General features: G+C 57.5%; 10 protein-coding genes. 8 read left to right on the top strand and 2 right to left on the bottom strand.

What is annotated here, in order from left to right; all coding sequences use genetic code 11:
* Positions 1-64 precede the first annotated feature (64 nt).
* Positions 65-1,333: an MFS transporter gene (locus ACH1XZ_RS19545; protein WP_395596809.1), complete on the bottom strand. Its 1,269-nt coding sequence runs from the start codon at positions 1,331-1,333 to the stop codon at positions 65-67.
* 748 nt (positions 1,334-2,081) lie between these two features.
* A complete protein-coding gene (locus ACH1XZ_RS19540) occupies positions 2,082-2,294 on the bottom strand; it encodes an ECs_2282 family putative zinc-binding protein (protein WP_459253857.1) in 213 nt (70 codons plus the stop codon).
* Positions 2,295-2,462: 168 nt separating this feature from the next.
* Here ACH1XZ_RS19540 and ACH1XZ_RS19535 point away from each other — a divergent pair, with 168 nt between their 5' ends.
* The 8 genes from ACH1XZ_RS19535 (at position 2,463) to tauD (ending at position 11,225) form a co-directional block, all read left to right on the top strand.
* Positions 2,463-3,761 (top strand): sensor domain-containing diguanylate cyclase, encoded by a 1,299-nt coding sequence (locus ACH1XZ_RS19535; protein WP_395596807.1) that lies wholly within the window; start codon positions 2,463-2,465, stop codon positions 3,759-3,761.
* 92 nt (positions 3,762-3,853) lie between these two features.
* Positions 3,854-4,975, top strand: a complete 1,122-nt coding sequence (locus ACH1XZ_RS19530; protein ID WP_395596806.1) for a ribosomal protein uL16 3-hydroxylase — start codon at positions 3,854-3,856, stop codon at positions 4,973-4,975.
* 244 nt (positions 4,976-5,219) lie between these two features.
* Complete coding sequence (gene mmuP, locus ACH1XZ_RS19525) at positions 5,220-6,629, top strand: S-methylmethionine permease (RefSeq protein WP_395596805.1); 1,410 nt, start codon at positions 5,220-5,222, stop codon at positions 6,627-6,629.
* Entirely contained in the window at positions 6,616-7,548 is a 933-nt protein-coding gene (mmuM, locus tag ACH1XZ_RS19520) for a homocysteine S-methyltransferase (protein ID WP_395596804.1), read from the top strand. The genes mmuP and mmuM overlap by 14 nt, the downstream gene beginning before the upstream one ends.
* A 261-nt stretch (positions 7,549-7,809) precedes the next feature.
* Positions 7,810-8,775 carry a taurine ABC transporter substrate-binding protein gene (gene tauA / locus ACH1XZ_RS19515; RefSeq protein ID WP_395596803.1) on the top strand — a complete coding sequence of 322 codons (966 nt, stop codon included), beginning with the start codon at positions 7,810-7,812 and terminating at the stop codon, positions 8,773-8,775.
* 10 nt (positions 8,776-8,785) lie between these two features.
* The gene (tauB, locus tag ACH1XZ_RS19510; RefSeq protein WP_395596802.1) at positions 8,786-9,553 is read left to right on the top strand and encodes a taurine ABC transporter ATP-binding subunit; all 768 of its coding nucleotides are present in this window, start codon (positions 8,786-8,788) and stop codon (positions 9,551-9,553) included.
* Positions 9,550-10,377, top strand: a complete 828-nt coding sequence (gene tauC, locus ACH1XZ_RS19505) for a taurine ABC transporter permease TauC (protein WP_395596801.1) — start codon at positions 9,550-9,552, stop codon at positions 10,375-10,377. The genes tauB and tauC overlap by 4 nt, the downstream gene beginning before the upstream one ends.
* Complete coding sequence (gene tauD / locus ACH1XZ_RS19500; RefSeq protein ID WP_395596800.1) at positions 10,374-11,225, top strand: taurine dioxygenase; 852 nt, start codon at positions 10,374-10,376, stop codon at positions 11,223-11,225. Before tauC ends, tauD begins: the two co-directional genes overlap by 4 nt.
* Positions 11,226-11,311 lie beyond the last annotated feature (86 nt).

Genomic DNA, 11,311 nt, shown 5'->3' with positions numbered 1-11,311 from the left:
CCCCCCCCCCCCCCCCCCCCCCCCCCCCCCCCCCCCCCCCCCCCCCCCCCCCGGGGTGGTCCGGTCAGCTTGCCGGGTTCATTTCCAGTTCGGGCTCCGGTGAACGCAGCAGCGCCCACAGAATAATCGCCCCAATCACGTCAAATGCCGCCAGCACCGCAAACAGCGGGCTGAAGCCTAAGGTGTCGGCCAGTGCGCCAACCACGAGCGCGAACAGCGTACTCGCCGTCCATGCCGCCATGCCGGTAAAGCCGTTGGCGGTAGCCACTTCGCCCGGATCGAACATATCGGAAGAGAGCGTAATCAGCGCGCCAGACAGCGACTGGTGGGCAAAGCCGCCGACGCACAGCAGGGCGATAGCTACGAACGGGCTGCTAAACAGACCGACCATACCCGGCAGGATCATCAGCGCCGCGCCCATGGTGACGACCAGCTTGCGGGAGACCACGATATTCACGCCAAAGATGCGCTGGAAGATCCCCGGCAGATAGCCGCCGATGATGCAGCCCATATCGGCAAACAGCATCGGGATCCACGCGAACATGGCGATATCTTTCAGGTTAAAGCCGTAGGTGTGCACCATAAACAGTGGGATCCACGCGTTGAACGTCCCCCATGCCGGTTCGGCCAGGAAGCGCGGCAGGGCGATACCCCAGAACTTACGCTGGCGCAGCAACTGCCCAATATGCACTTTATCTACCACCTTACGCTCCGGCTGGCCGCTGGTGATGTAATCGAATTCCTCTTTGCTCAGGCTTTTGCACTGCCCAGGGCGGTTATAAACCAGATACCAACCCAGCGCCCAGACCATGCTGGCGATACCGACGATGATAAACGCCAGACGCCAGCTATGAATGAAGATGGCCCATGCGACCAGCGGCGGCGCAATAATCGCCCCCATAGAAGAACCAACGTTGAAATAACCCACGGCGACGGATCGCTCGTTATCCGGGAACCATTCGGTGACGGATTTCAAACCTGCGGGGATCATCGCACTCTCGGCAAAACCGCCCAGGCCGCGGAACAGCGCCAGACCCTGCCAGCTGCTGGTGAAGGCCGCGCCAATACAGAAGATGGCCCACATGCCGCCAAACAGGGTGTAGCCGACTTTGGTGCCGAGGGTATCCAACACATAGCCCGCAATAGGCTGTGCGATGGTGTAGCAAGCGGAGAAGGTGGCCACAATCCAGGAATATTGCTGGGTCGTGATGTGTAGATCGCTTTGCAGCGTCGGCGCTGCGGCCGAAATAGTATTGCGGGTTAAATAACACAGAATTGTGCCAAGCGTGACAAGAGCCACCATAAACCAGCGCGTATGACCAGTGGTGCGCATAAAACTTTCCTTTACTTCTTAGAATGTGAAACGGCCTGTGTTAGGTGTACAGGCGCAGTTTTGGTCATACAGAGAGAAGATAATTTGCCGGGCCAAAAAGAGGCTGAAGCAAGGTACTGCGGTCCATTTATGAGATTTTTGTGAATCCATGTCACATTTTTTCCGAATACTAAACCTCTGTTTCAGATTTTTTTGTGATCTAATTCAAAATAATCAGGATGGCATACCACCTAAGTGTATCAAGGTAAGTAATGGCGTAATGAGGCGTGAAGAGAACTGGGTGCTTCCTGATTTACATCAATAAACAGGCAGATTTTAAATATTATTTTCCAGCGGTAGGCCGGATAAGCGAAGCGCCATCCGGCAGAACCCGCGCGGTGCGCTGGCAAGCCAGGAAGGTGAAATTCGTCAGGTGCAGACCATCGGCAGCCATCTGGGTCTATCTGGTGGAGATTCAGAACATTGCATTGGGGGAAGCGGAAGCCTTAGCCTAACCCCTCCTTGTAGCCCGGGCGAGGTACGTAAGCGCCGACTCCGGATTTACCTTGCCTGTGCTTATCGCTCGGTTTATCTGCATCAGACGTAGGGATATGCGTTGGATGGAGAAATAAAGGGAATGTTGATATTGATAGCAGAAAGGTGAAGGGTCTGAAGTATTATTTATGTCACTTTTATATTAACGCAAAGCCATTTTCTCAGCGCAATAATTCATTGGTAATAATAACCAATCATAATACGTACTTGGGTATTATTTTCCCGTCTGTTTTTCCAAACGTGATAATGCGAGCTTAATCATCTCTTCCGCACGCTGGCGGGCAAATGTTATCAGCGTCGTTTTGCTAAAATGCTGACCGCAGCCAGCGCAGCATAAAGGATATTCGTCAGCAGAATTCGTTATTTTTTCAATATCGGCAATTTCTGTTGTATGGTTGCATTTTGGGCATGAATATTTAATTAACATCACAAACCGGCCTCCTCTATTCTTGCTCTAAAATAATTCAATAGCACATATTGTTAAAGTTTTTGTGATTATTAAATAGCCATTCATTAGGCATTGGTTGATAAACAGGTTGTTTTTTGACCCGATCATGGGGCGAGTGGAACGCTAATGGAAAAGGACGGGAAAGCAATGGATAAGCAATTCGCGCAAGGAAACATGAGTGAAGCAGATAAGCTCGCGGATCTTCTCAATCATAATACCGATTGGGTGTGGGAAGTGGATACTCAGGGGCGATACGTTTGGGTTTCCAGCGTGGTAAAAAACCTGCTTGGATTCGCCCCCGAAGAAGTATTAGGCCGCACGCCATTTGATTTTATGGTCCCTGGTGAGGCGGAACGGCTACAGGGCGTCTTTATCACTGCCTTGGCCTCTCAGATGCCTTTTTCTGGCCTGATTAACCGTAATCGACGGGCAGATGGCCGCGTTGTTATCCTCGAAACCAGCGGTATTCCACTGTTTGATGATATGGGGCAGTTGACTGGGTATCGCGGTACCGACCGTGATATTTCTCAGCTCGGTGAACGCGTGTTGCAATTGGAATCCATCTATCAAAACACGCCGCTGGCACTGTGTGTGATTAACCGTTCCGGGCAGCTTACAAAAGCGAATAAAGCGATGGGCGAGCTGCTCGGCCAGCCGGAAGATACGCTGATTGGCCAGTGTCTGCGGGATATCATGCCGGAGTGGAACCTCTTATTTCAGCAGGACTTTATCCGGCTTGATGCCGGGGAAGAGATCGCCAGCAAAGAAGTTTTCCTCTACGGACGCTATTTCTATATCAAGCCAATGCCGGTATACGACGCGGGCGGAAACGTGGCGGGGATCTCCTCCGCGTGGATGGACATCACCGAGCGCAAGATGGTGGAACAGCAGCTCGCCAGCGCTAATCAGGTGCTGTTGCAGTACGCCGAGCGGGATCATCTCACCGGGCTTTTTAATCGTCGCTATATGGACGATCGTCTGAACTATGAAATCACCCGCGCCCAGCGCGAGGGGACGTCACTCTCGCTGTGCATGGCCGATCTCGACTTTTTCAAACGCTACAACGATACCTACGGCCATCAGGCGGGCGACCGCGTGCTGCGCGCGGTGGCGGACGCGATGAAGGGCGGCGTGCGGCCGGACGATAGCGTCAGCCGTTACGGCGGCGAAGAGTTCTTAATCATGCTGCCAGATACCGATGCTGAGGGCGCGCGAGCGGTGGCAGAACGTCTGCGTGAACGGGTGATGAGTCTGAATATTGAACATGAAACCAGCCCGCTTGGCGGCGTGCTGACCATCAGCCTGGGGGTGATGACCTGGGATGCGCCGCTGTCGGTTTGCAGCATCCAGAGCCCGGCGGAGATTGGCGCAGAGCTTATCCACAGCAGCGATGCGGCGCTGTATCGCGCTAAACAGCAGGGGCGTAACCGCGTTGTATCGGTGTAAGCGGAACGTTCGGCAATTGATTCACCACAAAGAGGCTCATCACGAGCCTCTTTATAATCGAGCCAACTCCTCTACTGTGATGGTATCGAAACATGGCTTATCAGCTGAACCTCAACTGGCCGGAATTTTTAGAAAAATACTGGCAGAAGCAACCGGTCGTTCTGAAGAACGCGTTCCCGAACTTCGTTGACCCGATTACCCCGGACGAACTGGCCGGTCTGGCAATGGAGATGGAAGTCGACAGCCGCCTGGTCAGCCACGCCGACGGCAAATGGCAGGCCAGCAACGGCCCGTTTGAAGATTTTGACCATCTGGGCGAGGAAAACTGGTCGCTGCTGGCGCAGGCGGTGAACCACTGGCATGAACCTTCTGCTGAGCTGGTACGTCCGTTCCGCGTGCTGCCGGACTGGCGTCTGGACGATCTGATGATCTCCTTCTCGGTGCCGGGCGGCGGCGTAGGGCCGCATATCGACCCGTACGACGTGTTTATTATCCAGGGCATGGGTCGTCGTCGCTGGCGCGTGGGCGATGCTCTGCCGTTAAAACAGCACTGTCCGCACCCGGCGCTGCTGCACGTCGAGCCGTTTACGCCAATTATCGAAGTGGAAATGGAGCCGGGCGATATTCTCTATATTCCGCCAGGATTCCCGCACGATGGTTATACCTTTGAAGCGACGCTGAACTACTCCGTTGGCTTCCGTGGGCCGAACGGTCGCGATCTGATCAGCAGCTTTGCCGATTACGCGCTGGAAAACGATCTGGGTGAGAAGTATTACACCGATCCCGATCTCACCTGCCGTGAACATGCGGGTAAAGTGGAAGATCATGAGCTTGAGCGTCTGCGCACCATGATGATCGATATGATCCGCCAGCCGGATGATTTTAAGCAATGGTTCGGCAGCTTTATCAGCACGCCGCGTCATGAGTTGGATCTTGCGCCAGCCGAGCCGCCGTATGCGCCGGAAGAGGTTGCTGGCGCGCTGGAAAACGGTGAAACCCTGCGTCGTCTGAACGGTCTGCGGGTGCTGAGCATTGGCGGCTACTTCTTTATTAACAGCGAGCGGGTGGAAACCTGTGCGCCGCAGGCGATGGATGTGCTGAGCCGCTTTACCGAAGTGGACAGCGCGTTGCTTGGCGAGGCGCTAAATAACCCAGCGTTCGTTGTTGAGCTGACGGCGTTGATTAATCAGGGGTACTGGTTCTTTGACGAGTAAGCGGTGAGGGTGCGCGTTGTACCCTCACCCCGACCCTCTCCCTGGAAGGGAGAGGGAGAAAACCATCCTTACCAACGATGCCTTTCGGTTCCCTCGCCCCTATGGGGAGAGGGCTAGGGTGAGGGAAAATCCCCGCACCCTCTCTCATTTCTGGTGATCCCCCCGTTTTGCAATTCATTCACAATCGTTGTATAACCTTCATCTTATTTGGATGTTTAGATGTCCATACGTTTAGAAGGTAATAATGCAAAACACAACACAACAACAAGGTGGGCAGTTAAAGCGCACCATGAAAACCCGCCACCTGATCATGCTGTCGCTAGGTGGCGTTATTGGCACAGGGCTGTTTTTTAATACCGGCTATATCATTTCCACTACCGGCGCGGCAGGTACGCTGCTGGCCTACCTGATTGGCGCACTGGTTGTCTGGCTGGTGATGCAGTGTCTCGGTGAGCTGTCGGTGGCGATGCCGGAAACCGGCGCGTTCCATCTTTACGCCTCTCGCTATCTTGGCCCGGCGACCGGCTACACCGTGGCATGGCTCTACTGGCTGACCTGGACGGTGGCACTCGGTTCGAGCTTTACCGCCGCCGGGTTCTGTATGCAGTACTGGTTCCCACAGGTGCCGGTGTGGATCTGGTGTCTGCTGTTCTGCGTGATGATTTTTGGCCTCAACGTTATTTCGACCCGCTTCTTTGCCGAGGGGGAGTTCTGGTTCTCACTGGTGAAGGTGATAACCATCATCGCGTTTATTATCCTGGGCGGCGCAGCTATCTTCGGGTTCATCCCGATGCAGGACGGTTCGCCCGCGCCGGGGCTATCGAACATTACCGCTGAGGGCTGGTTCCCGCACGGTGGCCTGCCGATTCTGATGACCATGGTGGCGGTGAACTTTGCGTTTTCCGGCACCGAACTTATCGGCATTGCTGCCGGTGAAACCGAGAATCCGCACAAGGTGATCCCGGTCGCCATTCGTACCACCATCGCGCGGCTGATTATTTTCTTTATCGGCACCGTCTTTGTGCTGGCGGCGCTGATCCCGATGCAGCAGGCAGGGGTGGAAAAAAGCCCGTTCGTGCTGGTGTTTGAGAAGGTCGGGATTCCGTACGCGGCAGATATTTTCAACTTCGTGATCCTGACGGCGATTCTGTCGGCGGCGAACTCCGGGTTGTACGCCTCTGGCCGTATGTTGTGGTCGCTTTCCAACGAACGTACGCTGCCGCGCTGCTTCTCGCAGGTGACGAAAAACGGCGTGCCGCTGGTGGCGCTGTCGGTGAGTATGCTCGGCGGGCTGCTGGCGCTGTTTTCTAGCATCGTCGCGCCGGATACCGTGTTCGTGGCGCTGTCGGCGATTTCCGGCTTTGCGGTGGTGGCGGTATGGATTAGCATCTGCGCCTCGCACTTTATGTTCCGCCGTCGCCATTTGCAGCAGGGGAAAGCGCTGAGCGAACTGCACTACCGCGCGCCGTGGTATCCGCTGGTGCCGGTGCTGGGTTTTGTGCTCTGCCTGGTGGCCTGTCTTGGTCTGGCGTTTGACCCCTCGCAGCGGATTGCGCTGTGGTGCGGGATTCCGTTCGTGGCGCTGTGTTATGGTGCCTACTATTTAACGCGTTCGCGCCAGAGCCAGCAGGAGCCGCAGCATGCCGCAGAATAATCCCTTAACCTCCATTCTGAACGACCATCCCTTTGTGGTACTCGATGGGGCGATGGCCACCGAGCTGGAGGCCCGCGGCTGCGACCTGGCCGATAGCCTGTGGTCGGCGAAAGTGCTGATGGAAAATCCGCAGCTCATTTATGACGTGCATCTCGACTACTTCCGTGCCGGGGCGCAGGTGGCGATCACCGCCAGCTATCAGGCGACGCCGGATGGCTTTGCCGCCCGTGGGCTTAATGAAGCGCAGGCCCGGTCGCTGATTGCCAAAAGCGTGGCGCTGGCGAAACAGGCCCGCGACTCGTATTACGCGGAAAACCCGGCGGCGAAGGGGCTGCTGATAGCCGGTTCCGTGGGGCCGTATGGGGCTTATCTGGCGGACGGTTCGGAGTATCGCGGCGACTACCAGCGCAGCGCGCAGGTGTTCCAGGATTTCCATCGCCCGCGCGTTGAAGCGTTGCTGGAGGCGGGCGTTGACCTGCTGGCCTGCGAAACGTTGCCGTCGTTTGATGAAATTCGCGCGCTGGCGCAGCTGCTGGAAGCCTACCCGGTAGCGCAGGCGTGGTTCTCGTTTACCCTGCGCGATGCCCAGCACCTGAGCGACGGTACGCCGCTGCGCGATGTGCTGGCGCTGCTGGCGGGCTATCCGCAGATTCTGGCGGTGGGCATTAACTGTATCGCACTGGAAAATACCGTTGAGGCGCTGGAGTATCTGCACGGCCTGACGCCGCTGCCGCTAGTGGTTTATCCTAACTCCGGCGAGCACTACGATGCGGTAAGCAAAACCTGGCATCACCACGGCGAAGCCTGCGCGACGCTGGAAGGCTATCTGCCGCAGTGGCTGGCGGCCGGGGCGAAGCTGATTGGCGGCTGCTGTCGGACCACGCCGAAGGATATTGCGGCGCTGAAGGCGCACTGCTGAACCTGAGTATTCCCGGGGTCACATGTAGGCCGGATAAGGCACCGCCGCCATCCGGCAATGTACGCCGAGCGGCCTGATGGCGCTTCGCTTATCAGGCCGACGATATCCCCGGGATTTTTCCGGGGAAATCCCACTCCTGAACTATCTTTTGCCACTTTTTTTCTAAAAACGAATTGGAATTAACAAGCATTTTTAATTCCTTTATCAAATACCCCGCGCCGGAAATACTGCCTCCATAACAAGACATGGGAGCAGGACATTATGGCAATCGCATCGCGTTTCACCCTTATCGCCGCTACGCTGGCACTGTTGGCATTCCAGGCGCAGGCCGTGGACGTCACCATCGCCTACCAAACCTCCGCCGAGCCCGCCAAGGTGGCGCAGGCGGACAACACCTTCGAAAAGCTGAGCGGAGCAAAACCGGACTGGCGCAAATTTGACAGCGGCGCAAGCATCGTCCGCGCGCTGGCCTCTGGCGACGTTCAGATTGGCAACCTCGGTTCCAGCCCGCTGGCAGTGGCCGCCAGTCAGCAGGTGCCGATTGAAGTTTTCCTGCTGGCCTCAAAGCTCGGTAACTCCGAAGCGCTGGTGGTGAAAAAAGCCATTACCAAACCTGAAGACCTGATTGGCAAACGCATCGCCGTACCGTTTATCTCCACTACCCACTACAGCCTGCTGGCGGCGCTCAAACACTGGGGCATTAAGCCGGGCCAGGTGCAGATCCTGAATCTTCAACCGCCGGCGATTATTGCCGCCTGGCAGCGCGGCGACATTGACGGCGCTTACGTTTGGGCACCAGCGGTGAACGAGCTGGAAAAAGACGGCACCGTGCTGACCGACTCGTCCAAAGTGGGCGAGTGGGGCGCACCGACGCTCGACGTGTGGGTGGTGCGTAAAGACTTCGCCGACAAACATCCTGAGGTGGTGAAAGCCTTCGCCAAAAGCGCGATTGACGCCCAGCGCGGCTATATCGATAACCCGGATAAATGGCTGGCTCAACCCGAGAACATCAGCAAGCTGGCGCGTCTGAGCGGCGTACCGGAAGCGGACGTTCCGGGGCTGGTGAAGGGCAACACCTATCTCTCCGCCGAACAGCAGGCGCAGGAACTTAACGGCCCGGTGAATAAGGCGATTGTCGACACCGCGCAGTTCCTCAAAGAGCAGGGCAAAGTCCCGGCGGTGGCGACCGACTACAGCCAGTACGTTACCGACCGTTTCGTGAAGTAAGGAGGCCACGATGCTGCAAATCTCGCACCTTTCTGCTGACTACGGCGGTAAACCGGCGCTGGCGGATATCAATCTCACGCTGGACAACGGCGAACTGCTGGTGGTGCTGGGGCCGTCTGGCTGCGGAAAAACCACGTTGCTGAACCTGATTGCCGGATTCGTGCCGTATCAGCACGGCAGCATCATCCTTGATGGAAAGCACGTTGAGGGCCCGGGGGCCGAGCGCGGCGTGGTCTTTCAGAATGAAGGGTTGCTGCCGTGGCGCAACGTGCAGGATAACGTCGCGCTGGGGCTGCAGCTGGCCGGGGTGAATAAAACCGAACGCCGCGAAATTGCCGCGTTGATGCTGAAAAAGGTCGGTCTGGAGGGGGCCGAGAAGCGCTTTATCTGGCAGCTTTCCGGCGGCCAGCGTCAGCGAGTTGGCATTGCCCGCGCGCTGGCGGCCAACCCGCAGTTGCTGCTGCTGGATGAGCCGTTTGGCGCGCTCGACGCCTTTACCCGCGAGCAGATGCAGACTCTGCTGCTCAAATTGTGGCATGAGACGGGCAAAAAGGTGCTGCTGATTACACACGATATTGAAGAAGCGGTATTTATGGCCACCGAGCTGGTTCTGCTGTCGCCGGGGCCGGGCCGCGTGCTGGAGCGTTTATCCCTCGATTTTGCCCGTCGGTTTGTGGCCGGGGAGTCGTGCCGCAGCATCAAGTCTGACCCGCAGTTTATTGCCCAGCGCGAATACGTGCTGAGCCGGGTGTTTGAGCAACGGGAGGCCTTCTCATGAGCGTGGTGATTAACGATAAACCGCGGACGCGCGCGCTGAAGCTGCGCTGGCCGCTCTCGCGCCACCTGACGCTGAGCCTCGCCACGCTGGCGGTGCTGCTGGTTATCTGGTGGGCGGTCGCGGCGGCGCACTGGATTAGCCCGCTGTTTTTACCCGCGCCGGGGCAGGTGCTGAATAAGCTGCTGACCATTGCTGGCCCGCAGGGGTTTATGGATGCCACGCTGTGGCAGCATCTGGCGGCGAGTCTTGGGCGTATCGTCGTGGCGCTGTTGGCGGCGACAATAATCGGTATTCCGGTGGGGATCGCCATGGGCCTGAGCCCAACGGTGCGCGGTGTTCTCGATCCATTAATTGAACTTTACCGCCCGGTGCCGCCGCTGGCGTATCTGCCGCTGATGGTTATCTGGTTTGGGATCGGCGAAACCTCGAAGATCCTGCTGATCTACCTGGCGATTTTCGCCCCGGTGGCGATGTCGGCCCTGGCGGGCGTGAAAAGCGCGCAGCAGGTGCGTATTCGCGCTGCGCAGTCGCTCGGCGCTAGCCGTGCTCAGGTGCTGTGGCTGGTGATTTTACCCGGCGCGCTGCCGGAGATTTTAACCGGGCTGCGCATTGGTTTGGGCGTGGGCTGGTCAACGCTGGTGGCCGCCGAGCTTATCGCGGCAACCCGAGGGTTAGGTTTTATGGTGCAGTCCGCCGGGGAGTTTTTAGCTACCGACGTTGTGCTGGCCGGTATCGCGGTGATCGCGTTTATCGCTTTTGGTCTGGAACTCGGGCTGCGTGCGCTTCAGCGCCGTCTGACCCCCTGGCATGGAGAAATACAATGAGTGAACGTCTGGCAATTACCCCGCTGGGGCCGTATATCGGCGCGCAGATTTCCGGCGCGGACCTGACCCGTCCACTAAGCGATAACCAGTTTGAACAGCTGTACCATGCGGTGCTCCGCCACCAGGTGGTGTTCCTGCGTGAACAGCTGATTACCCCAGAGCAGCAGCGCGAACTGGCGCTGCGCTTTGGCGACCTGCATATCCACCCGGTTTACCCGCATGCGCCGGGCGTGGACGAAATTATCGTGCTGGATACGCACGACAATAATCCGCCGGATAACGACAACTGGCATACCGACGTGACCTTTATTGAGACGCCGCCAGCCGGGGCGATTCTGGCGGCGAAAGAGCTGCCGTCTACCGGTGGTGATACGCTATGGACCAGCGGCGTTGCGGCCTATGATGCGCTTTCCGAGCCGTTTAAGGCGCTGCTGAGCGTCCTGCGCGCCGAGCACGATTTCCGTAAATCATTCCAGGAATACAAGTACCGCAAAACTGAAGAGGAACATCAGCGCTGGCAGGAGGCCGTCGCCAAAAATCCGCCGCTGCTGCACCCGGTGGTGCGCACTCATCCGGTCACCGGCAAGCAGGCGCTGTTTGTGAACGAGGGCTTCACCACCCGCATAGTCGACGTGACGGAGAAAGAGAGCGAGGCGCTGCTGAGCTTCCTGTTTACCCACGTCACCAAGCCGGAGTTTCAGGTGCGCTGGCGCTGGCAGCCGAATGATGTGGCGATTTGGGATAACCGGGTGACGCAGCACTACGCGAATGCCGATTATCTGCCGCAGCGGCGGATTATGCATCGGGCGACGATTCTGGGGGATAAGCCGTTTTATCGTGCGCCATGAAATCCCGAGTGGTGCCGGTTGTAGGCCGGATAAGCGTAGCGCCATCCGGCACGATGCGGCACCGTGCCGGATGGCGGCGTAAACGC

The sequence above is a fragment of the Kluyvera chengduensis genome, from assembly GCF_044197065.1.
GTDB lineage: Bacteria > Pseudomonadota > Gammaproteobacteria > Enterobacterales > Enterobacteriaceae > Kluyvera > Kluyvera ascorbata_C.
The sequence above is the reverse complement of the archived record's forward strand: the minus strand, read 5'-3'. Positions and strand labels throughout refer to the sequence as shown.

Coding starts and splice junctions, on each gene's coding strand:
- ACH1XZ_RS19545 (WP_395596809.1), bottom strand. CDS start 1,333: ATGCGCACCACTGGTCATACGCGCTGGTTTATGGTGGCTCTTGTCACG.
- ACH1XZ_RS19540 (WP_459253857.1), bottom strand. CDS start 2,294: ATGTTAATTAAATATTCATGCCCAAAATGCAACCATACAACAGAAATT.
- ACH1XZ_RS19535 (WP_395596807.1), top strand. CDS start 2,463: ATGGATAAGCAATTCGCGCAAGGAAACATGAGTGAAGCAGATAAGCTC.
- ACH1XZ_RS19530 (WP_395596806.1), top strand. CDS start 3,854: ATGGCTTATCAGCTGAACCTCAACTGGCCGGAATTTTTAGAAAAATAC.
- mmuP (WP_395596805.1), top strand. CDS start 5,220: ATGCAAAACACAACACAACAACAAGGTGGGCAGTTAAAGCGCACCATG.
- mmuM (WP_395596804.1), top strand. CDS start 6,616: ATGCCGCAGAATAATCCCTTAACCTCCATTCTGAACGACCATCCCTTT.
- tauA (WP_395596803.1), top strand. CDS start 7,810: ATGGCAATCGCATCGCGTTTCACCCTTATCGCCGCTACGCTGGCACTG.
- tauB (WP_395596802.1), top strand. CDS start 8,786: ATGCTGCAAATCTCGCACCTTTCTGCTGACTACGGCGGTAAACCGGCG.
- tauC (WP_395596801.1), top strand. CDS start 9,550: ATGAGCGTGGTGATTAACGATAAACCGCGGACGCGCGCGCTGAAGCTG.
- tauD (WP_395596800.1), top strand. CDS start 10,374: ATGAGTGAACGTCTGGCAATTACCCCGCTGGGGCCGTATATCGGCGCG.